Source organism: Pseudomonadota bacterium (genome assembly GCA_023229365.1).
GTDB lineage: Bacteria > Myxococcota_A > Polyangia > JAAYKL01 > JAAYKL01 > JALNZK01.
Genome location: JALNZK010000083.1, coordinates 1482 through 23797, shown reverse-complemented (window position 1 = coordinate 23797; position 22316 = coordinate 1482). Strand labels below are relative to the sequence as shown.

At 69.4% G+C, this 22316-nt stretch carries 17 protein-coding genes; 5 read left to right on the top strand and 12 right to left on the bottom strand.

The features are described from left to right. The coding region (locus M0R80_22950) for a M3 family metallopeptidase (protein ID MCK9462491.1) at nucleotides 1-1821 on the bottom strand (1821 nt) is incomplete at its 3' end. A gap of 122 nt (nucleotides 1822-1943) precedes the next feature. On the opposite strand from M0R80_22950, the gene M0R80_22945 reads away from it, so the two are divergent. Continuing rightward, nucleotides 1944-2186, top strand: a complete 243-nt coding sequence (locus M0R80_22945) for a type II toxin-antitoxin system Phd/YefM family antitoxin (protein MCK9462490.1) — start codon at nucleotides 1944-1946, stop codon at nucleotides 2184-2186. Continuing rightward, on the top strand, nucleotides 2183-2578 hold the full coding sequence (locus tag M0R80_22940) for a type II toxin-antitoxin system VapC family toxin (protein ID MCK9462489.1): 396 nt from the start codon (nucleotides 2183-2185) through the stop codon (nucleotides 2576-2578). Before M0R80_22945 ends, M0R80_22940 begins: the two co-directional genes overlap by 4 nt. Nucleotides 2579-2599: 21 nt before the next feature. On the opposite strand, the gene M0R80_22935 is transcribed toward M0R80_22940, so the two are convergent. From M0R80_22935 to M0R80_22900, 8 genes are all read right to left on the bottom strand, one after another. Then, nucleotides 2600-3478 (bottom strand): OmpA family protein, encoded by an 879-nt coding sequence (locus tag M0R80_22935; protein ID MCK9462488.1) that lies wholly within the window; start codon nucleotides 3476-3478, stop codon nucleotides 2600-2602. Nucleotides 3479-3560: 82 nt separating this feature from the next. Next, nucleotides 3561-4385: a hypothetical protein gene (locus M0R80_22930; GenBank protein ID MCK9462487.1), complete on the bottom strand. Its 825-nt coding sequence runs from the start codon at nucleotides 4383-4385 to the stop codon at nucleotides 3561-3563. A gap of 81 nt (nucleotides 4386-4466) precedes the next feature. Further along, entirely contained in the window at nucleotides 4467-8744 is a 4278-nt protein-coding gene (gene pilQ / locus M0R80_22925; GenBank protein ID MCK9462486.1) for a type IV pilus secretin PilQ, read from the bottom strand. A 132-nt stretch (nucleotides 8745-8876) separates the two neighbouring features. After that, a complete protein-coding gene (locus tag M0R80_22920; protein ID MCK9462485.1) occupies nucleotides 8877-9527 on the bottom strand; it encodes a hypothetical protein in 651 nt (216 codons plus the stop codon). Further along, nucleotides 9524-10171, bottom strand: coding sequence for a type 4a pilus biogenesis protein PilO (locus tag M0R80_22915; protein ID MCK9462484.1), 648 nt, complete (start codon nucleotides 10169-10171; stop codon nucleotides 9524-9526). Before M0R80_22915 ends, M0R80_22920 begins: the two co-directional genes overlap by 4 nt. A gap of 7 nt (nucleotides 10172-10178) precedes the next feature. Then, a complete protein-coding gene (locus tag M0R80_22910) occupies nucleotides 10179-10844 on the bottom strand; it encodes a PilN domain-containing protein (GenBank protein ID MCK9462483.1) in 666 nt (221 codons plus the stop codon). Beyond that, nucleotides 10845-11906, bottom strand: a complete 1062-nt coding sequence (locus tag M0R80_22905; protein MCK9462482.1) for a pilus assembly protein PilM — start codon at nucleotides 11904-11906, stop codon at nucleotides 10845-10847. Continuing rightward, entirely contained in the window at nucleotides 11907-12068 is a 162-nt protein-coding gene (locus M0R80_22900; GenBank protein MCK9462481.1) for a helix-turn-helix domain-containing protein, read from the bottom strand. A gap of 701 nt (nucleotides 12069-12769) precedes the next feature. Here M0R80_22900 and M0R80_22895 point away from each other — a divergent pair. Together M0R80_22895 and M0R80_22890 are read left to right on the top strand one after the other, a co-directional pair. Further along, the gene (locus tag M0R80_22895) at nucleotides 12770-13402 is read left to right on the top strand and encodes a sigma-70 family RNA polymerase sigma factor (protein ID MCK9462480.1); all 633 of its coding nucleotides are present in this window, start codon (nucleotides 12770-12772) and stop codon (nucleotides 13400-13402) included. A gap of 42 nt (nucleotides 13403-13444) precedes the next feature. Further along, nucleotides 13445-14242 (top strand): peptide deformylase, encoded by a 798-nt coding sequence (locus tag M0R80_22890; protein ID MCK9462479.1) that lies wholly within the window; start codon nucleotides 13445-13447, stop codon nucleotides 14240-14242. Here M0R80_22890 and M0R80_22885 read toward each other — a convergent pair. Beyond that, nucleotides 14239-16080 (bottom strand): glycosyl hydrolase family 18 protein, encoded by a 1842-nt coding sequence (locus M0R80_22885; protein MCK9462478.1) that lies wholly within the window; start codon nucleotides 16078-16080, stop codon nucleotides 14239-14241. The genes M0R80_22890 and M0R80_22885 overlap by 4 nt on opposite strands. 76 nt (nucleotides 16081-16156) lie before the next feature. Between M0R80_22885 and M0R80_22880 the strand changes: the two genes are divergently transcribed. Further along, nucleotides 16157-16777 carry a DedA family protein gene (locus M0R80_22880; GenBank protein MCK9462477.1) on the top strand — a complete coding sequence of 207 codons (621 nt, stop codon included), beginning with the start codon at nucleotides 16157-16159 and terminating at the stop codon, nucleotides 16775-16777. 1 nt (nucleotide 16778) lies between these two features. Here the strand turns inward: M0R80_22880 and M0R80_22875 are convergent, their stop codons facing one another. Beyond that, entirely contained in the window at nucleotides 16779-17864 is a 1086-nt protein-coding gene (locus M0R80_22875; GenBank protein MCK9462476.1) for a choice-of-anchor L domain-containing protein, read from the bottom strand. Between the two features lie 99 nt (nucleotides 17865-17963). After that, nucleotides 17964-22013 carry a hypothetical protein gene (locus M0R80_22870; protein MCK9462475.1) on the bottom strand — a complete coding sequence of 1350 codons (4050 nt, stop codon included), beginning with the start codon at nucleotides 22011-22013 and terminating at the stop codon, nucleotides 17964-17966. Nucleotides 22014-22316: the final 303 nt, after the last annotated feature.

The following is a 22316-nucleotide window of genomic DNA, read 5'->3' as shown; positions in this document are numbered from 1 at the left end:
GTGCCAGGCCATGTCCAGGTAGCTCGCCGCGGCGTACTCGACCGTCGCGAACCCCTCGTTGAACGTCCTGGCCTTGTCGATCTTCGCGATCAAGGCGTCCGGGATCGGCTCGTTCGTCTCGAAGTGGCGCGCGTACGTCTTCAGGAACGCGGGATCCATCGCCCAGTTCTCCATGATCTGGGACGGCAGCTCCACGAAGTCGGTCTTGATGTACCAGCCCGTGCTCCTGTACGCGACGTCCGACAGGAGCGAGTGCAGCGCGTGGCCGAACTCGTGGAACAACGTCGTCACCTCCTCGACGCTCAGGAGCGCCGGCTTGCCCTCGGTCGGCTTCGAGAAGTTGCCGACGTTCGTGACGAGCGGCGCGACGCGCTTGCCGTCCTCGTAGAACTGATCGCGGAAGCCGCCGCACCACGCGCCGTTCCGCTTGCTCTCGCGCGGGAAGTAGTCGACGAAGAACAGCCCGAGGTGGTCGCCGTTCTCCTCCGTCACCTCGAACACCTGGACGTCGGGGTGGTACACGGGGACGTCGGTCCTCTCGACGAAGCGGAGCCCGTACAGCCGGGTCGCGAGGTCGAACGCCGCGGAGCGGACGTTCTCCAGCCGGAAGTAGGGCCGGAGCGCGTTCTCGTCGAGGTCGTACTTGGCCGCGCGCAGCTTCTCCGCGTAGTACCACCAGTCCCACGGCTCGAGCCGGAACTTCTGCCCGTCCTTGCGGATCGCCTTCTGCAGCTCTTTCGCCTCGCGTTTGGCGGCCTTGAGGGCATGCTTCCACACCTCGTCCAGGAGCCCGTAGACGCCCGCGGGCGTCTTCGCCATGCGCCTTTCGAGCACGAAGTCCGCGTACGTCCCGAACCCGAGCAGCTTCGCCTTCCGGATGCGCAGCTCGGCGATCCGCTTCGCGTTCGCCTTGTTGTCGAGCTCGTCGTCGTGGTCGCCGCGCTCGATGTACCCCTTGAACATTTTCTCGCGCAGCTCCCGCTTGTCGGAGTACTGTAGGAACGGGATCAGGCTGGGCTTGTGCAGGGTGAAGACCCACTTCCCCTTCTTGCCCCGTAGCGAAGCCGCCTCGGCCGCGCCGGCGACGACCCTCTTGGGCAACCCCGTGAGATCCCCCCTCTCGTCGATCACGAGCTCGAAGCGGTTGTTCTCCTTGAGCACGTTGTCGCCGAACTTCACGCTCAGGATCGACAGCTCCTCGTTGATCTTCCGCAGCGCGAGCTTGTCCTCGGCGCCCAGGTTGATGCCGCCGCGCACGAAGTCCTTGTAGGTCTCCTCGAGCAGCGTCTTCTGCTCCACCGTGAGCGCGAGGGAGTCGCGCCGGTCGTGGACGGCCTTCACCCGGGCGAACAGCGCCTCGTCGAGCAGGATGTCGTCCTGGTGCTTCGCGAGGAGCGGCGCGATCCGCTCCGAGATCTTCTGGATCTCCTCGTTCGTGATGGCGCTGTCGTGGTTGCCGAACACCGGGGCGACCTTGGCGAGGAGCGCGCCGCTCCCCTCGAGCGCCTCGAGCGTGTTGGCGAAGGTCGGGGCCTCCGCGCACGCGACGATCGCCTTGATCTCCGCGTCGTGATCCTCGATCCCCTTCTCGAACGCCGGCATGTAGTGCTCGGGCTTGATCCTGTCGAACGGCGGCACGCCGAACGGCGTGGTCCACTCGGTGAAGAACGGGTTCTCCTCGGCCGGCTTCGGCGCGGCCGCGTCCGCGGGCTTCGGCGCGGCGACTTCCAGAGGCGCGGTCGGCGGCAGCGCCTTCGGACCACAGGCGGCGGCGAGCGCGGCGAAGGCTGCGGAAACGATCCAAAGGATTCTGCTCGACATCGTTCTCTCCTGTTCGTTGCGGTGCGCCACATCCTCGCCTGTCGTCGGATCGCCGTCAAAGCCCAGTTGACGGCGCCGGTCCAAGTTGTACAATTTGATATGTACAAAGGAGGGACGCGCCGATGAAGCGCCTCAACGTGTCCGAATCCCGCCGGCTCCTGCCGCGGCTCGTCGAGGAGGTCGGCGAGGGAGGCGAGCCGATCCTGATCACGCGGCGCGGCAAGCCGCTCGCCAAGATCGTGCCGTGCTCGCCGGATGAGCTCGGCCTCGATCGCGAGGCGCTGCCGCTGCGTGGGCTGCCGCTCGTGCTGGCCGACGACTTCGACGCCCCGCTCGAGTCCGGCTGGGAGGCGCTGGCGCCGTGATCGTCCTCGACACGAGCGCCTGGCTGTTCTGGCTGCACGATCCGTCGCGGCTTTCGAAGCGGGCGCGCGCCGCGGTCCGCCGAGCCACGGATGGTGACGGCGCCTGCGTCTCGGTGATCTCGGTGTGGGAGGTCGCGCTGAAGAACCGGCTCGGCAAGCTCGCGCTGCCGCTCGATCTCGACGCCTGGTTCGACCTCGCCCGGCGGTACCCGGGGATCGCCCTCGAGCCGCTGCGCCCAGACGACGCGATCGCGAGCACGCGCCTCCCGGGCGACTTCCACCGCGATCCCGCCGACCGCTTCATCGTCGCGCTCGCGCGCCGCCTCGGCGCCCCGCTCGTGACGACCGACGAGAAGATCCTCGCCTACCCGCACGTGAAGGCGATAGGGTAGTGGGGCGCGGGCTGGCCGCGCCTACTTGATCTCTTTTTCGAGCTCGGTGAGGTCGGGCAGCTCGTTCAGGTTGGGCATGAGGATGATCTCGATGCGCCGGTTCTGGGCCTGGTGATCCTTGGAGTCGTTCTTCACCATCGGGCTGTACTCGGAGTAGCCCGAGGCCGAGAGGTTCTTCGGCGAGACGCCCATCTCCTGCAGGGCGCGCACCACGGCGACCGCGCGCAGCGCCGACAGGTTCCAGTTGTCCACGAGCGACTTGGTCGTGACCGGCACGTCGTCCGTGTGGCCCGCCACCTGGAACTCGCGGTCCTTGATCTGGGACAGCACCTTCGCCACCTCCCCGAGGGTGGTCAGGCCGTTCTCGCTCACCTCGTACTTGCCGGACTCGAACAGCACCGCGCTCGGCAGCTCGAGCATCAGCTTGCCGTCGCGGATGCGCACGTTCAGCTTGCCGCCGGCGATGAGCGACTTGAACTTGCCGAGCAGCCCCTTGAGCGTGTCGAGGCGCTGCTGGGCCTGGGCCTGCTTCTTCTTCATCTCGTCGATCAGCCGCTGCTGCTCGGCGAGCGTCTCCTGGTACTTCTGCGACATCGCGGCCTTGTCGCCGCCGAGCTTCTCCAGGTTGCCCTCGAGCTCGCCCACGTAGCCCATCAGGCTCGCGATCCGCGCCTCGAGCTCCTGGAGCTTCTCCTCGAGCGCCTTCTTGTCGGAGCTCAGGCCGGCGATCGAGTCCTCGAGCCCGGTCTTGTCGCCGTTCAGGCCGGCGACGTCCAGGCGGAGCTTCTCGATCTCGTCCTTCTGGCTCGCGATCTGGTCCTTGTACTTCTGGCAGCCGGTGGCCAGCAGCACGACGGCCGCGAGCCCGATCATCGTCAGTGGAATTGCGCGCAGATACATGAGGGCACCCTCCTCGCTCTCTCGTGGTTCGCGCCGACTATAGCAGGTGTGGGACCGTCTGCGGGAGGTTTGTCCGCCGGGGCTAGCAGTCGAGATCGCAGTCGGTGCCGGCGTCCGCGGTGTTCGTGTCGTCCCACTCGGCCGAGGGGTCGTGCGTCACGTTGTGGCCGGGGAACGGGTTGCTCCCGGAGTTCACGCCGGGGGCGCAGCTCGTGTACTCGGTGATGTCCTCGCAGAACGCCGTGCACGGATCGACGACCTCACCCCAATCGACGTAGCAGTTGCAGCACAGGGAGACGGCGAAGCTGAAGCGGTTCGTCTCGACCTCGGTCCCGCCCTGCGTGTGCCCGACGAAGCGGATGTCGCCGTACCCCGTGCCGAGCGACTGGGACTCGGGCAGGTTGTCGAGCACCCCGTCCGCGGCGATGTCCGCGTGCACCACGGCGCCGGTCTCCCACACCGGCGGGCAGCCCATCGACGCGGCGAGATCCTGGAAGAGCTGCGACGAGATCGTGATGCCGGGTATGACGGCCGTCGACTCCGGCTCGATGTAGATGTTCACCTCGCGGTACTCGCTGCCGCTCGCCTGCCCGCCGATCGTGACGACCGACTCCGCCCCGTCGACGAAGATCCCGTTGGACTCGGCCTTGAGGTTGTCGTAGTCCTCCCGCTCCATGAGGGCGTTCGTCACCTGGAACCACGCGTAGAAGTCGAAGTCGCCGGCGAGCGCGAGGTCCACGGTGATCTCCGGGATGACCGCATCGCCCGTCGACACCTTGCAGTCGGGCGGATCCGGGAGCGCCTTCAGGTGCTCGATGTAGAAGCTCTCCTCGTTGTCACGGCAGCCGCCGAGCGCCGCCGCGAGTCCCAAGGCGAGCGCCAGGCCGATCGACACCGCGCGCGTCATCGCACACCTCCCGGGTTCCGCTCCCGAGGGAGCCGGTACACCATCAGTGTATCCCATCTTAGCGTTCAAAGGTCACCTCGCCTAATTTCCGATGCTCTCGGCGCGGTTGACGATCCGCGGCGTGATGAAGATCAGCATCTCGGAGCGCCTGTCGGAGTCGGACCGGTTCTTGAAGAGCCAGCCGAGGATCGGGATGTCGCCGAAGAACGGCACCTTCTTGTAGCTCGTGCCGCTGTTCCGCGTGAAGATGCCGCCGATGACCGCCGTGTGGCCGTCGCTCACGAGCAGCTCGGTCTCGGCCTCGCGCTTCAGGATCGTGGGATCGCCCCGCGCGCCCTTGTTGTTGAAGTCCGGCTCGTCGCGCGTCATCATCAGCTTCAGCAGCACCGACCCGTCGGCCGTGACGTGCGGCGTGACCGTCAGGTTGAGCTTCGCCTCCTTGAACGCGGTCTGGATGCCCTGCGCCGACACGCGGCTGTACGGGATCAGGGTGCCCTGCTCGATGTGCGCCTGCCGGTTGTCCAGCGTCAGGATCTTGGGCGACGACAGGATGCGCAGCGTCCCCTCCTCCTCCATCGCGGAGAGGCGCAGGTTCAGGTTCGCGTTGTTCGCGATCGAGCCGAGCGTGACGCCGATCGCGCCGCCGGATCCGGTGCCCGCCGCGGCCGGCAGGTTGACCGCGAAGTTCGGGTTCGGCCGCGCGCCGCTCACGGGGCTGAGGCCCATCGTCGGCGCCTGGTTGTCGGTCGCGCCGCCGGCCACGCCGACCGTGCTCGGGAACGCGAGGCCGGTCGGGTTGCCGGTCGCGGACGAGGCCGCGAAGTCGCCGCCCCACTGGATGCCGATCTCCCGCGCGTAGGTGCTCGACGCCTCCACGATGCGGCCCTCGATGAGCACCTGCGGGGTCTGGGTGTCGAGGTTGCGCACGAGCGCCTCGATCTGATCCAGGCTCCCGGCGGTGTCGCGGGCGATGATCACGTTGGTCCGGGCGTCGACGGACATCCTGCCGCGCTCGCTCAGCATGTCCGTCGCGCGGGGCATGATCTCCTCGGCCGACGCGTACGAGATCGGGATGAGCCGCGTCTCGATCGGCTCGAGCTCCTTGTTCTGGCGTCGGCGCGCGATCTCCATCTCGCGCTCCTTCTCGAGGGTCGCGAGCGGCGCCACGCGGATCAGGTTGCCGTCGCGCACCATGCCGAGGTGCTTCGCCTGGAGGATGACGTCGAGCGCCTGATCCCACGGCACGTCGCGCATCCGGATGGTGACGGAGCCGCCGACGTCGTCGGCGGTCACGATGTTCACCTGGCCGACGTCGGACAGGAGCCGCAGGATGTTGTGGATGTCGGCGTCCTTGAAGTCCAGGTCGATGTGGCGGCCCGTGAAGCGCTTCTTCTTGTCGGCGGCCTTGTTGGGCAGCGTGACGCCGTACGCGGCCGTGCGCTCGAGCGGGTAGGCGTACGTCGCCGCATCCTCGCGGCTCACCGTCCTGGTCGTGTTGCTGAGCGGCGTCGGCGCCGCGGATCCCGAAGCCCGCGCGGGCTTGGCGAACGCCCACTCGATGGCGTTGCCGGTCCTGGTCACGCTGGACCGCGCCGCGCCGTCGAGCTCCACGTCGATGCGCACCGCGCCGTTCTCCTCGTACGAGCTCACGGTGCGGACCGATCCGCCGAAGTCGCCCGCGTCGAGCGTGCGCTCGAGAATCGCCGGCAGCGCCGCGTTGCGCAGCACGAGAGAGGACTTGCGCCCCGCGTCCACGGATTTGTCGTAGGCCACCTCGCCGTTGGTCTCGATGACGACCTTCTGGACGCCGTCTTCGTCCACGAACCGGATGTCCGTGATCTCCGGGGGCAGGGTGTCGTCCGCCGCGTGCGTCTGCTTCTGCGGCTGCGCCTTCTTGCCGTGCATCTCGGCGAGCCGTGCGAGCCTCTGCTCCTCCTGCGTCAGCCGGCCCTTCTTGCCCGGCACGGGCTCCTCGATCTTCGCGGTCGCGAGCGTCGCCGCATCGTCGGCCGCCTTCGCCGCCCTGGCCTCGGCGTCGGCGGCGGCGATCCGCGCGGCCTCCTCGGCGGCCTCGGCCCTGGCCTCGGCACTGGCGACGGCGATCCGCGCGGCCTTCTCGGCGGCCTCAGCCTCGGCCTTGGCCTTGACGTTGGCGGCGGCGATCCGCGCGGCCTCGTCGGCGGCCTTGGCCCTGGCCTCGGCGTTGGAGGCGGCGATCCGCGCGGCCTGCTCGGCGGCCTCGGCCCTGGCCTCGGCGTTGGAGGCGGCGATCCGCGCAGCCTCCTTGGCGGCCGCGGCCTTGGCCTCGGCGTTGGCGGCCATCTTCCTCGCGACCTCTTCGGCGGCCTTTGCCCTTGCCGACGCGGTCGTCGTCGCGGCCTTCGCCGCGTCCTCGGCGGCCCTGACTCGAGACGTCGCCGCCGCGGTTGCGACCCGCGCGGCCTGCTCGGCGGCCCTGGCCTTGGCCTCGGCGCTGGCGGCGGCGATCTTGGCGGCCTGCTCGGCGGCCCTGGCGGCCTGCTCGGCGGCCTTGGCGGCCTGCTCGGCGGCCCTGGACTTGGCCTCGGCGCTCGCGCTCTGCTTGGTCAGCGCGCTCGCGGTGCCCTCGAGCTCCGCGATCCGCTTCTCCTGGGTGGCGATCGTCTTTCTGGCGACCTCCTCCTTTGTCGCCGCCTGCGCCTCGAGCGATCGGCTCGCCTCGACGAGCGCCGCGATCTTCTTCTCCTGCTCCGCGATGGTGGCCTTGGATCCTTCCAACGCGATCTCGGCGGCCGCGGCCTTCGTCTTGGATTTCGCCAGAGTCTGCTCGGCGGCGGCGAGCCTTTTCGAGATCTCCGCGCCGTTCGCCTCGGCCGCGCCGCGCGCCGCCTCGGCACGGCGGACCCGCGCCTCGGCGTCCGCCACCGCCTGGAAGGCGGCGACCCTCGCGCCTTCCGCCTCGAAGATCGCCCGCTCGCGCGCGGCCTGCATCTCGCGCTCGGCGGTTTCCTTCTGCGCGATCGCCGCCGCCGCCTTCGCCGCGGCGATCGACGCGTCCTTCTCGGCCTTCGCGCGCCGCGCATCGGCGCGCGCCACCTCCTCCGTGAGCCGTTGCTCGGCGCGCCGCTGCTCGGCGAGCGCCCGCGCCGCCTCGACCTCGGCGGTCCGCGAGGTCCCCTGGGCCGAGCTCAGCACCTTGTCCAGCTTGCTCTTCGCGGCTTCGAGATCCGCGACGCGCCGCTTGGCCTCCACGGTCTCCCGCTCGCGCCGGGCGAGCTGGGCCTCGAGCTCCGCGCGCTCCGTCGCGGCGGCTCGCTGGAAGGCGATCTGCGTCTCGCGCTGCGCGGCCACCGCCGCGGCGGCCTCCGCCTTGGCGGCTCGCGCGGCGGCCTCGTGCGCCGAGAGATCGGCCTTCGCCTCGGTCTGCGCCTTCGTCGCCACCGCCCGCGCCTGCTCCGCGCGCTCGGCCGCGATCCTCGCCTTGTCTTTCTGATCCTCTAGAGACGCGATGTGGCTCTCGAGCGACTCCCGCACCTTGCGATCCTTCGCGATCTTCGCCTCGGCCTCGGCGATGTCGGACCGCAGCGCGGCGATCTGCTGTTCGGCGCGCCGTTCGGCCTTCTCGAGCGCGCTCGTCCCGGTCGCCTTCAGCCGGGCGAGCTCCGCCTTGGCCGCGTCGAGCTGGGCCTGGGCGGCCTTCGCCTCGAGGGTCGCCTGCTTGGCCGAACCGGCCTCGGCCTCGCCCTTGGCCTTCAGGAGGCCGAGCTCCGCCTTGGCCGCGTCGAGCTGCGACCGCGCCGCTTCGGCCTCGGCCTGCATCGCCGCGACGCGCCGCTTCGCATCGTCGGCCTCCGCCTTGGCCGCGCCCCACTCTCTCTTCGCGGCGTCGGCCTCGGCGCGCGCCGCGTCGAGCGCCGCCGGGTCCGCACCGGCGATGACCGGCTCGTCCGCCTGCGGCCCGCCGCGCAGCGAGATCACGAGGTTGTTCCCCAAGATCTTCACCCGGTAGGCGGCCTCGGACTTGAACCCGACCATGACGCGGCTGATGGGCAAGCCGCCGCTCGAGAACTCCGAGACGGCCACGGCGTCCACCAGGGGCGTGCCCGCGGCCTGCACCGACGGCACTCCCTTGACGCGGCTGTTGGCGAGATCGACCACCAGCCGCTGCGGTGACGAGAGCTTGAACGCCGTGAACGTCGGCTTCGCGGATCCGACCACCGTGACGACGGTCTGGCCGCCCTCCTGATGGATCTTGACCGCACGAATCTGGTTGGCGCCCGCGCCCGTGTCCGCAGTCACCGCGCTTGTGGCGAGCACGACGAGGAGCAGGCTCATCGCGGCTCGCGTCCAATTGCCCTGGCTGCCCGTGGACCGTTTCATTGTCTTCTCCTCTTGTCCACCTCTTCTCACATTGGCCTATATGTGAGGCCGGGTAGACACCTTACATACTTATCCTACATTGGCACAGATGTGTGTGGCAAGTTTTCGAGCAACTTTTTTTTGGGGGAGGGGCTACTGCCGCGGATGCAGGGGGAAGAAGCGGGTTACGTCCTCGGGGGTCTCGGTGAGCGGATCGTCTCGAACCAGGTAGATGCCGCGCTCCTCGTCCTTGCCCGAGCCGTGGATCCGCGCGACCCGCCAGTTGACCTGGATCTTGTCGCCCGAACCGGTGTCGACGTACTCCGGCTTGCCGACGTAGTCGCCGCGCCGCAGGACGAACCCTTCGTTGCTCGGCGTGACGACCATGGCGCGCTCGTCGCCGATGTTCGTGACGATCGCGATCAGCTTGAGATCGGCGACGTCGTACTCCTTGAGCTTGATCTCCCGCTGGACCTTCTGCTCCCCGCTGTCCTGGTGGACGATCACCTCCATGAACGGCCGGAACGGATCACGGTGCTTGGACCCCTCTATGAAGTCCGTCTCGGAGAGCTTGGGCAGCACGAGATCGGACTTGTCCTCGCCCGCGGGGCCCTTCTCGACGAGCCCGGCGCCCTGCCCCTTGATGCGCTCCTTCGCCTCGATGGACGACATCCCGGGGCGCACCTTGTCGCGGTTGGGCGTGCGGTACTTCTGGGCGCTCTCCCCGTCCTCGGAGCACGCGGTCGCGCCCGCGCCGAGCGCGAGGAAGGCCGGAAGCGCCGCTGCGAGAAAGCGTCGGATCATATCTCCTCGTCCTTTGGCTTGCTCTTGCCCTTGGCGGGCTTCTTCGCCTTGCCGCCCGCGGCCTTCCCCTTCGCGTCGCCGGGATGGACCGAGCGGAAGGTGGTCGCGAGGACGCCGGCGCGCAGCACCGCGTTGGTCTGATCGAGCGCGACCACGCGCAAGTTGATGTTCTCCACGTTGATGATTCGATCGAGGCTCCCGATGAGGAAGAAGAACTTCGCGAGCTGGTGGAACGTGCCCTCGAGCTCGAGCTGCACCGGGATGCGCGCGTAGTACTCCGCGGCCTCTTCCTGCAGCGGCTTGACCGAGAGGATCTCGAGGCCGACGACGTCCGCCTGCGCGTTCAGGCTGGCGAGGAACGACGACATCTCGGTCTCGGGCGGGAGCGCCTGGAACTGCTTCGTCGACGACTTCTGCATCTCGTCGCGCCGCAGCCGATCCTGGTCGTAGGTGTGCTTGCGCTTCTGCGCGGTGTCGAGCTTCCGCACGAGCTCGTCGTGCTTCGACTTCGCGGCTGCGTACTCTTCGGTGACCGGGCTGTAGAACGAGAACCAGAAGCCCGCGCCGAGGAGCAGCATCAGGAGCGCGAGGAAGAAGATCTTCTTCGGAAGAGGAGTTTTCGTGAGTGTCTCGAGCGCGCTCATCGTCCCCTCACTTGTACCGGATCTTGGCCTGCAGCACGAAGTGGATGACCGGATCCGTTTCCTTGGTGATGGTGATGTCCTTCGACGCGAGCTTCGGCGCGGCGAGGTTCGTCGACACGAGCTGGCTCGAGACGAAGAAGCTCGAGAGCTGGAGCCTCCGGAGCAGCTCCGCGACGTCCTCGTGGGTCACGCCCTGCCCCGATATCTTCACGATCTTGTCCTTCTCGGCGAAGTTGTCGAACCAGAGCCGCCGGAAGTCCCAGCTCTCGTCGAACGCGAGGGTGGGGTTCGCCTGGATCATCTGCTGGTACTTGTCGTGATCGACGTTCGGCCGCCCGTTCTTGCTGAGAATCGAGGACAGCTCGAGCATCAGGTACGACGGACCGGTCCGCGCGGCCTCGAGGTTGTCAATCGCCTCCTGCCGCTTCTCGAACTCCTGGATGTCCGCGAGGATCTTCGGGTGGTCCGCCACCTGCTTCTCGATGCGATCCACCTGTGTCTGCACCGACTTGTTCGCGTTCTTCTGCTCGGACAGCTGGGCGCTCGCCCCGATGTACAGGAGCACGGCGACGATGATTTCGATCACGATCGCCAGGAGCCCGAAGAGGAGCTGGTTCCGACCGGCCTCTCGGCGCCGGTCGTGCTTCACCGGCATGAGGTTGATCTTGATCATCTAGATCCGCTCCTTCTGCTTCCGGAGCGCGAGCCCGAGGCCGATCGTCGCCTGGGGCGCCTGGGATCGCAGCGCTTCGGGGCGGAACTGGCGGTCGTCGAAGTGCACGCGCCGGAACGGGTCCATCAGCTCGACCGGCATCCGGGAGCGCCTTTCGATCGCGACGCGGAGGTACGGGATCTTCGCCGTGCCGCCCGTGACGAAGATGCGCTCGACCTCGCCGCGGTTCGTCGTCGCCATGTAGAAGTCGAGCGATCGCTGGATCTCGCCCGCGAGCGCGTCGACGACGCCGGTGATGATCCCGTTGACCTCCTGCGGGACCACCTCGTGCGAGTGGAGCTCGCCGCCGGCCTTGTACGCCTCGGCCTCGTCGAAGCTCACCTGCAGCTGCTTCTGGATCTCCTCGGTGATCGAGTTGCCGCCGTTGCTGATATCGCGCGTGAACTGGGGCATGTTGCCGTGCACGATGTTGACCGTCGTCACCTCGGCGCCGACGTTGATGAGCGCGATCGTCTCACCCGGGTTGAAGCCGTAGTTCAGCTCGTAGGTGTTCTGCAGCACGAACGCCGCGATGTCGACGACGAGCGGCCGGAGCTTCGCCTCCTTCGCGACCTCGAGGATGTCCTGGATCTGTTCCTTCTTGGCCGCGACGAGCAGCACGTCCATCTGGCCGGCGTCGGCGTTCTGGCCGAGCACGTTGTAGTCGATCTCCACCTCGGAGATGTCGTAGGGGATGTGCTGCTCGGCCTCCCACTGGATCTGCTCCTCGAGCTCCTCCCGCTTCATGAGCGGGAGGTTGAGCTTCTTGATGATGACCGAGTTGCCCGCGATGGAGAGCGCGACCTCCTTCTGGCCGATCCGGAGATCCTTGAAGAGCTTGCGCAACGCGTCGACGACCGCGCCGGAGTTCATGACGTGGCCGTCGACCAGCGACTGCGGGGGCAGCGGCTCGGCCCCGTACTTGAGCAGCTGCACGCCCTTCCCGGATTCGCGCACCTGGACGACCTTCACGGACGACGTGCCGATGTCGACCCCGACGAGATTCTTGCCTTCGAACGCCATTTACTCGTCCTCGAAGACCTTGCGCCTGTCGGCCAGCTTGAGGCCGAGCGCCTTGAGCAGTTTGCGCTTCGTGTCCATGCGGCAGTCGTAGCCCTTCTCGATCCGGGCGACCGTGAGGACGGAGAGCCCCGCCTTGCGCGCGAGCTCCGCCTTGGACATCATGTTTTCGATTCGGTACTCGCGGAGCTTGTTCCGCACCGGGTGCTCCGGCTCGGGCACGCCGTCGTCCGGTTCGTCGATCGCGACGATGCCGCGCGCGCTGCGCGGCTCCTCCGTTGTGACGGTTTTCGAAGCTGCTTCACCCGCGCCGACCACGGTCGGCTTCCCGGCCGGATTCGAGTTGTCCTTCTTGTGTTCCATCGTCTCGCCGCCCGGTGCACGGATGCTGTTCAGTCTGTTGTGTTGTAAGTCATGCTCCTAAAAAATAGCTACAAATGTCAAGATAATTACATCTAAATTTTACCTAATTATAGTGACATTGGGTACTTCTCATAGGTTTTCCCCGCGTGTCGAGTCGGATGATGCCGTTCCGCCGAATCCAGGTCAAATAATTGGAGAATTTTTTAGTGCCGAGGCTGAAATCGGCCCGTAAACGAGGTTGGCGGAACCTCTGTTTGGGGTCATTTCAAACACAGTGGGTATCCATTAACTCATGTATCCAAATATGTCATTTCAAACTTAAATAGCTGTTTTGGACCGACGTTTCGAGAACGGACTGGTTTGCATTCACCCATTGTTGTGTCATATTATACCCATTGCTGGGGTTCATTCCTCCGGCAAGTGCTCGGAACCGTTGTGTTTCGGTGTTCGGCACGCTCTTCGCTAGGGGACGAGCGGGTCGAGGGGGCGCGAAGGGAAGCGACATGGCCACGGTGGCGGCGAGGATCGAGAAGAACAAGATGCGTCCTCCTATCGACGAGCAGCTCGTTCGACAGCACCTGCCCCTCGTGCAGCGTCTCGCGCGGCGCATGGCCCTGCGCGCGCCGGCGAGCGTCGTCGCGGACGATCTGGTGAGCGCCGGAACGTACGGTCTCATCGATTCGGTCATCCGCAATCGGGGCGGCGGCGGCGCGTCGTTCGCCTGCTACGTGCGCATGCGCATCCGCGGCGCCATCTATGACGAGCTGCGCGCCAACGACTGGCTCCCGCGGCGCGCGCGGCTCAAGGACCGCCCCGAGCCGGAGAGCGGGCCGCCACGGCCCGTCGCGGTGATTCGCTTCGACGACCTGTCGCAGGGGTCGGAGGCGGCGCTCGAGAGCACGGAGCTCGATGCGGATCCGTACGAGGTGCTCGTGCGCAAGCGGGTCCAGGGCCGCCTGCACGAGGCGTTGGACGATCTGCCCGAGCGCGACAGGCTCGTGGTGCATCTCCACTACTTCAAGGGCATGCAGGTCCGCGAGATCGGGAAGCTCCTCGGCGTGTCCGAGGCGCGGATCTCCCAGATCCACCACCGCGCGCTGTCGCGCATCCGCCCGTTCGTCGACCTCGCCGCCTGAAGACCCCTTTGCGATCCCGCCGCGCCGCGCTATGAATGCTCCATGAGCTCGATGAACAGGCGGGATTTCCTGACCGTCGCGTCTGCCGGCCCGCTCGCGGCGTCGTGCGCCGCACAGCTGCACGCCCAGCCCGCCGCGCCGTGCCCGCAACCCGGCGCGCCGGCCGAGCCTATCGTCCCCGCCGCGGGCGTCGCCTTCGGCTGGACCGACGCGGAGAAGCGCGTCCTGGACGCCGTTCGAACGGACTTCGACGTCGTGGTGCGCGGCTGCGACGACACCTTGATCCTGCGCACCCGGGCGAGAGCCGTTCCCGAGGGCCTCGATCTCGAGGCCGTGGCCGCGCGCATGGAAAGGACGATGCGCGACACGGGCGGGGTCGGCATCGCGGGGCCGCAGGTCGGGCTCGGCCTGCGCGTCGCGACGCTCCTCCTCGACTACAAGACCGACGCGCCGCGTGCCCTCTTCGTCCGCAATCCCTTGATCGCGGAGCGGTCGGACGAGACGCTGGAGGGGTACGAGGGGTGCCTGAGCGTCCCGGACGTCGGCGGCCTCGTTCGGCGGAACCGCTGGCTGCGCCTCGAGTACGACGCCGCGGACGGCGCGAAGACGACCGTCGAGGCCGAGGGGTACAACGCGATCCTGTGGCAGCACGAGCTCGATCACCTCGACGGCGTCCTCTACCTGGATCGCCTGCTCGGCGAGCTCCTGCCGATGGACGAGGTGCGCCGCCGGCGGAAGGAGGCGGAGGATCGCGAGCGCGCGGCCGGGGCGACGGCTCCGGATCAGGCGCGCGTCGGAGACTGTCTCGAGGGCGCGATCGCCGTCACCCGCTGGTCCTAGAACAGCGCCGAGAGGATGGAACCGGGGCGCGCGCCGCGCCCGGCCTGCGCGCACCCGCAGCCCGAGCCCTCCTCGAACCACGGCGTGCACTCGGGGCCGCCGGCGTCGGAGTCCGCATCCGTGTCCGCGCCGCCATCCGGTTCCCCGCCGTCCGTCCCGGCGTCGGGCTCCGGCGGCGCCGCGCACTCCCCGCCCTGGCAGACCTCCCCGTCCGGACACTGCGGGCTCAAGATCCCGTCCGCGGAGATCGAGAGCGTGAACGGCCCGCTCTGGAGCACCGCGTCGGCCACGTACGTGTCGACCACGACCCAGTAGGTCCCGGGGGTCACCGCTGTCGTCGCCTCGAGGTTGCCGCGGGCGAGGCACGCCTCCTCGCTCGGCGCGCTCAGGATCTGCACGTCGTTGTCCACGCCGCCCGTGTCGCCGCCGACCGTCGCGGTTATGGAGCCTTCGTGGCAGATCTCCACCCGGTACACGAACTCGCGTCCCCACTCGTCGAGATCCGGCGAGCACGAGTAGAAGTTGAAGTACATGCCGCCGGCGCCCAGATCCGCGCTGTCCCGCGCGTCCTCGAACGGGAAGTCGGTGACCGCGAACGGCGCGTCCTTGTCGCCCGGGTGCGGCGTGAACGGGGCCGTGAAGGCGGCGTCGATCTCGTCCCAGAGCTCGGGCCGCGTCCCGTCGTAGCCGAGCGCCCAGATGCCGATGCCGCCGAGCCCCTGCTCGTTCACGAAGCGGTACTTCCACGCGATCGCCTCGACGTCGTCGAAGTACACCTCGTGGAAGCCGTCGACGTCCTCGAACGCGTACCAGGCGGTGAGCGCGCCGTCGTCCCACAGGAGCTCGACGCCGTCGTCCTCGATCGCGCTCATCGCCGCCTCGTACGTGACGGAGCCGTCGTTGCCGGTCGCCGCGGCGCCGAGGCCGGTCGACGTCGTCGTCCACTGCCGCCCGTAGTACGGCACGGCCATCACGATCTTCGCGCGCTCGGCCTCGGTGATCTGCCTGCCGTACTCCGCCATGGAGCGCAGCTCGGACCAGCCGGTCAGATCGCGCCAGAAGTCGTCGGTCTTGAGGATGCCGGTCGGCCCGGCGTTGCTCGATCCGCTCCAGAAGTAGTCGTACCCCATGATGAAATACACGTCGATCGAGGAGAGGATCCCGGCGAGATCGAACGACCCGCTCCAGTCCACGGCCGGGCCGGCGACCGAGATCTGCGCGTCGGTCAGCCCGGCGTCGAGGAGGGCGTCGTCGAGCTCGGCGAGGAACGTCGCGAAGCCCGCCGCGGCCGACGACGGGACGCCCTCGAAGTCGATCGCCGCGCCGTCCGCGCCGCCGCCCTCGATGGCGGCGACGATGGTGCCGATCGCCGTCGCGCGGTTGGCCGTGCTGTTCACGAGCGCCTCGATCCCGGAGCTCGAGAAGAGGGTGAACGCGACGTCCACGCGGACGCCGGCGTCGTGCGCGGTTGTGACGAGATCGGTCCACGAGCCCGGCCAGCCGTGGGCGTTCGCGGCCGTGCCGTCCGAGCTCATCTCGATGGCGAACCACGCGATGTGGGAGAGGAGCGAGGTGTCGAGCTCGTCGACGGCGGCGTCCGAGGTCCAGTACGGGTAGTAGCCGTAGACCATCTTGACGAGCGGGGGCATCGACTTGGACTCGAGCGGGGCCGGCGCGGGGCGGGGCGTCTCCTCTGGCTCGGCGAGGAAGCCTGCGCGGCGCAGCTCCTCTTCGTGGATCGACGCGTGCCGCGCGGGGCCGGCGTGGGCGAACGCCGCGACGGAGAGGGCCGCGGCCCCGAGGGCGAGGGTACGGGGGAAGCCGAGTCGAGCGCGCATGAGACCACTCCCGGTTGGGTTCGTCCCCGATCACTCTATCACGGAAGGCGGGGGCGACGATGTATACTCGCCGCCGATGGAAGAGATCATCTCAGGGATCCTCGCGCGCCTGTCGCAGGGAGAGAGCGCCCTCGGCGCCGCGGCGCTGGCCGCGGCCTCGCTGGTCGAGTACGTCTTCCCGCCGTTCCCGGGCGACACGGTGACGCTGTTCGGCGCGTTCCTCGCCGCCACGGCGCGCTGGCGCGTCGCGACGGTCCTCGCCGCGGTCACCTTCGGGTCGCTCGCGGGCGCGGCGATCGACTTCGCGATCGGGCGGCGGCTCGTGTCGCGCCCCCTCGAGGAGCTCACGCCGCGGCGGCGGCGGCTGCGCGAGCGGCTCGCCCCGATCGTCGCGCGCTTCGAGCGCCACGGCGCCGCGTACCTGGCCGTCAACCGGTTCCTGCCCGGCGTCCGGGCGCTCATCTTCGTCGCGGCGGGCGCGGCGCGGCTGCCGCTCGGCCGCGTCCTCGCCTTCGGGGCGGTCTCGGCGCTCCTGTGGAACGGCCTCCTGATAGGCGCGGGGTTCGCGGTGGGCGAGAACTGGGAAGCGCTCCTCGAGCTCCTGCGGCGCTACACGATGGCGGTCTGGCTTGCGTTGGGCTGTGCGGCGCTCGCGCTCGTCGCGCTCGTCGCCGTCCGCCGCTTCCGGCGGCGCTAGGCTACTCGATAGGCGTGGTGCCCGGATCGACCTCGCCGAGGAAGAGGAACTGATCGAGGATCACCTCGGAGTCGAAGACGCCGTCCGACGTGTCGTGGATGTGGAACGTGAGCGTGAACTCCTCGCCCGGCTCGATCGCCCACTCGGTCTTCAGCCAGCCCGTCGACGAGCCCTTGGCGTCGCTGTCCGTGAGCATGCCGTTCGCGCAGCTGTAGCCCGTGCCGGCGATGTCCGTGGTCCAGGTGCCGTCCGGGCAGCCGCCGTACCAGCAGCACTCGCTCAGCGAGGTGTTGATCGCGACGTAGCAGCAGTAGCCGCTCGGAGTGTCGCACCCGTCGGTGAAGTCCGTGTACGTGGCCGGATCGCGGCAGTCGGTGTAGTTGATGACCGTCTTCGCGCCGCCGTTCGTGCTGCCCGCCTCGAGGAAGATGTAGAACTTGTCGTTGAACGAGGTGCCGACGTAGTCATCGTACTCTTCCGAGAAGAACACGTAGGCGATCTGGAAGCCGTTCGCGCCGGCGGGCGCCTTGAGCTGCAGCTCCCATTCGAACACGTTGTAGACATCGTAACCGTCACTCGAGAACGGATCGGATATCGACGAGCCGCCGACGTCGACCGAATGGTTCGTCCCCTCGGCCGGCCCGCTCGCCATGAGGCCGTACGAGCCGAACTGGATCGGGGCGAGGTTGTTCCCCGTGCTCCCGAAGTGCGCAACCGCGGCGTAGGTGCCGGAGATCGTCGAGCCGGTCGGGGAGGTGTAGTCGTTGCCGAGCACCGTCGAGCTGTCGCACAGATCGATGGCGCAGAGCATCGCGTCGAGGTCGTTGCCGATCGCCGGGCAGTCCGAGCAGTCCGGGATGATCGGGCCGGTGTCGGTGTCGCCGTCGGAGTCGCCGTCGGAGTCGCCGTCGGAGTCGCTGTCGGAGTCGCTGTCGGAGTCGCTGTCGGAGTCGCTGTCCGAGTCGCTGTCGGCGTCACTGTCGGACGCGTTGTAGTCGTCGCCTCCAGTTTCGCAGCCGGCCGCGAGGCCGAGCAGCGAGGCGACCAAGCCGGCGAGAGCGATCTGCAAAAACGTCTTGGATCCCATTTTTCATCTCCTCCCGGTTTCCCTGTTCGGGGACACGGTCTGATAAGTGCATATTAACGCGTTTTCGGCCGGAGGTTCCCCATTTTCATTCGCCGAAGCTCAGCCCCCATCGCGTTCCATCGCGGCGATGATGTCGTGCAGCTGGAGCGCGAGCGCGCTCTGGACCTGCCCGCTGCTCAGCATGTTCTGCAGCGCCTGCCGGGCCCGGACGAGGCACCTGCGGTTGCCGTCCGACCGCGCGTGCAGCATGAGCAGCTCCGCGTCCTTGTCGCCGATCGCGTCGTTGAGCTCGTGCAGCTGCGCCTTGAGCTGGTCGAGTTCCTTCGCGGTCTCCAGCGGCAAGGGCGCTCGCGAGACCTGGCGCTCGACCGATCCCCGGGACGACGGCTCCGCGGCCTGGGCGCGCAGCTTCCCGACCTCCTCCTCGAGCTGCGAGACGCGCGCGTTGCGGAACTTGATCTCCGTGTTCCAGGCGACGGCGTCGCTCTCGTGCTCCCGGATCTGCGCCTCGAGCTGCTTGATCTTCCGCTCGACGGCCGCCGCGCGCTTCTCCCGCTCCTCGAGCTGGGCCGTGAGCGACTCGAGCAGCGGCTCCCTGGAGGCCGCCTCCTCGGAGAGCTCGCGGATGCGCTCGGCCTGCCTCGCCGCGGTGAGCTTGACCTGCGCGAGCTCCGCCCCGTCCCCGGCGAACGCACGCGCCCGTTGGGCCTCGTCCCGCGCCGCGGCGAGCTCCGCGAGGATCCGCTCCCGCTCGGCGGTCAGCTCCTCGCACCGCCGCTCGGCCTGCTCGTGCTCGCGCCGGCTCTCCCCGAGCTCCGCGGCGTAGTCCTGGAGCTGGTTCTGCCGCACGTCGAGCGAGCTCCGCGTGCTCTCGAGCTCGCCGGCCAGCTGGGCCGTCGCCGCGGCGTGCGCCTCCCTCTCGCGCAGGAGCTCGTCGAGCCTTCGCTCCGCCTCATGGAGCTGATCCACGTCCGCCCGCAGCGAGCCGGAGCGGACCTGCTCGGACCGGATCTGCTCCTTGAGCTGCGCGCGCTGCTCGGTCAGCGCCTCGACCTCGAGCCGCAGCGCCGCGAGCGCGCGCCCGGTGACGTCGGCCTCGGCCTGCTTCTCGTCCGCGCGACGCGACGCCACCGCGAGGCTCTTCCCCAACCGCTCGACCTCTCCGGCCAACCGCGCGGCGTCCGCGCCGGCCGCCCGGGTGCGCTCCATCTCGTCGTCCGCCATCCGCCGCGCGTCCTCCGCCTCGCGGAGGAGCGCCTCGGCGCGATCGCGCGTCTTGTCCTCGTCGCTCTCGAGCGCCGCCTGCCTCCGGCGCAGCTGATCCATCTCCCGCTCGGCGGCCTCGAGCTCGACGCGCGTCTCCGAAGTGATGCGCCGCTCGCGCTCGAGCGCCTCCCGCGTCCGCTCGACCTCCGCCGAGAGCTCCCCGACGCGCCAGTTCGCGCGGCCCAGCTCGGCGCGCATGTGATCGAGCGAGCTCTGCGTCTCGCCGAGGCGCCCGTCCGCGACCGCCGCCGCCGCGCGCGCCTCTTCCGCCCGAGCGGCGAGCCCTTCCAGCTCCCCGACCCGGGCCCGAAGCGCCTCGGCGCCGGCCTTCGCCTCGGCGGCCTCGAGCCGCAGGGCGCTCAGATCGCCCTCCATCCGGGCGCGGGCATCGGCCCCCCGCTCCACATCGGCGGCGAGCGCCGCGCAGCGCTCCGTCGCCGCGCCGAGATCGGCCGCGAGGAGCGTCGCCCGCTCCCGCTCCCGGTCCAGGTCCGCCTCGAGCCGCTCGGTGTTGCGACGCGCGGCCGCCAGGGTCTGCTCGAGCTCCACCGATAGGCGGCGCTCCGAGTCCAGGTCCGCCTGGAGCGCCGCGGCGTTGGCGTCGATGCCGTCCAGCGACTCGGCGCGCTTCACCGACCGCTCCAGATCCTCCTCGAGGTTCCGGATCCGCCCGCGCGCTTCGATGAGCGCCTTCTCCGACGCGGCGGATCGCGTCCTTTCTGCGTCGAGCGCCGAGGACGCCGCGAGCTCCCTGGCCGTCGTCTCGGAGAGCTCGACCTCGAGGCGCTCCTTCTCCCGCGAGAAGGTCGCCGCGGCGAGCTCGGCCTCGAGGCGGGCGCGGCGGTGCCCGGACAGGGCGCCGGTGGCCGCCGCGAGACTCTCCTCGATGTCGCGGACCGCGGCGATCTGCTCGTCGAGCTCCGCGGCGCGCTGCTCGGCGTCCCGGGCGGCGGTGGCGAGCGCGAGCTCGGCCTCGAGGCGGGCGCGGCGGTGCCCGGACTGGGCGCCCGAGACCGCGGCGAACCGCTCCTCGAGCTCGCGGATCGCGACGATCTGCTCGTTGAGCTCGACCTCGAGCCGCTCGGCCTCGCGGGCAGCGGTGGCGAGCGCGAGCTCGGCCTCGACGCGGGCGCGGTGCTGCCCCGAGATCGCGCCGACCGCGGCCGCGAGCTTCTCCTCCAGATCCCGCTCGTTCTCGGACAGCTCGTGGATCTCGGCCTCTCGCCGCTCGGCCTCGCGGGCGGCGGTGGCGAGCGCGAGCTCGGCCTCGACGCGGGCGCGGTGCTGCCCCGAGACCGTCCCGCGCGCGGCGGCCAGCGCGTCCTCGAGCACCGCGAGCTGCTCCCCGAGCGCCCGCACCCCCTCGCCCCCGCGCGCCTCGAGCTCCTCGGCGCGCCACACCGCGGCCTGGAGCTCGCCCTCGAGCTGCGCGAGGCGGAGATCGCGCTCCCGGATCTCGTCGGCCCGCGCCTCGCTCTCCGCCAGCCGCTCGACGTCCACGACGAGGTCGCGGATCATCGCCTCGCGGCGCGCGAGCTCCTCGTTCGCGGCCGAGAGCTGGCGGCTCAGCTCGACGACGCGCGCCTCGAGGGCCGCCACGTCGCGCTCGAAGATCTCCCGGTCGTTCGCGGCGTCGCGCTCGAGCCGCCCGAGGCGCTCCTTCGCCGCCGCGGTCGCCGTGGTGTCGGCCTTCGCGGCCTGGAGCTCGCGCCTGAGCCGCTCGAGCTCCTCCGCGCGCCCCCGCTCGGCGCCCGCCTGGGCCTTGGCCCTCTCCTCCAGCTCGGACATGCGCTCTCGGAGCCGTTCGAGCTCGGCCGCGTCGCCCCGGATCCGCTCGACGAGCTCGTCCCGCGAGGCCTCGGCCGAGTCGGCACGGGCCTCGGCCTTGCGCAGCTCGACCGCCACCTCGCGCGCCTTGGCCTGGAGCTCCATCTCGGCGCCGCGCTTGGACATCTCCTCTTCGATCCGCTTCGCCTGGGCGGCCTTGCGGTCGTCGTCGAACTGCTTCGCGATCTTGACCGCCCGCTCGCGCGCGGCCTCGGCCTCGCGGCGCTCGGCCTCGAGATCCTTCTGGAGCGTCTCGATGCGCACGCCGCGGGTGCCGAGCTCGAGGCGCGATCGCTGCAGATCGTCCTCGAGCGCCCGGGCCTCGCCGAGCAGCCGATCCCGCTCCGCGCAGGCCGCCTCGAGCTCCGCCGCGCTCGCGCCGCCCAGCGCGAGGGAGCTCATGGGGAGCTGCACGACCGAGTACGCGTCGAGGTTGAGCGCCCGATCGCCGCACACGGCCATGAACCACTCGATCTCCTCGGCGCCGTCCTCGAGCAGGCCCGCGTCGAAGCCGACGCCCCGCTCGTCGGACGCGGAGAGATCGGAGATCGCGTACCCGACGAACGGCGCCTGGCCGATCATCTGCACGCTGCGGAACGCGTCGGACAGGAGATCGTAGAGCTGGTAGTAGTCCAGCTTCGCCTCGCCCGGCTCCGGGCCGATGCGGCGCTCGCAGGTCGGGTTCGGAACCCCGACCACGACGAAGCCGCGCGTCCCCGCGACGCGGCGCAGCTCGTTGACGAGCGCGGCGGGCTCCCTCGCCACCGAGAGGTCCAGGGCGATCGCGAGGTCGAACGCGCCGTCGCGCAGCTCGAGGTTCTGGAGGTCGGAGACGACGAGCTCTCCCGCCTCGGCGGGATCGCCGGGCCAGTCGATCGCCGGCGCCTCGGAACAGACGGTCGTGACATGACGCGCGTGCGACTTGAGGACGAACTCGGCGAGCGCGGGATCGTCCCCGACGATGAGCACGCGCCGGTGTATCAGCACTCCCTGGAGGTAGGCGAGGCGCGAGAGATCGTGCATCACCCTCGAGTTGCCGTTGTTGTCGGTTGTCATCTTTTCACTTTCGTACCGTAACGGGAGGGATGGATTATACGCGGTTTTCCGTCGGTCGATACCTGAACATCCGGAGAGGGATCACGTGGTCCGCGTCGCCCGGCGGGCGGGCCGCGAGAGCCCTGTCAATAGCCCGGAGGAGGAGGAGGCGGCGGCGGCGGGGGAGGCGGCGGAGCGGCCGGCTCCGGGGCGGGTGCCGGGGTCGGCGCGGGCGCGGGCGCGGGCGCCGGCGCCGGGGTGGTGGGACCGGTCGACCAGTTCGTGCCGCCCCATCCGCCGCCCCATCCGTCGCCCTGCCCTGCC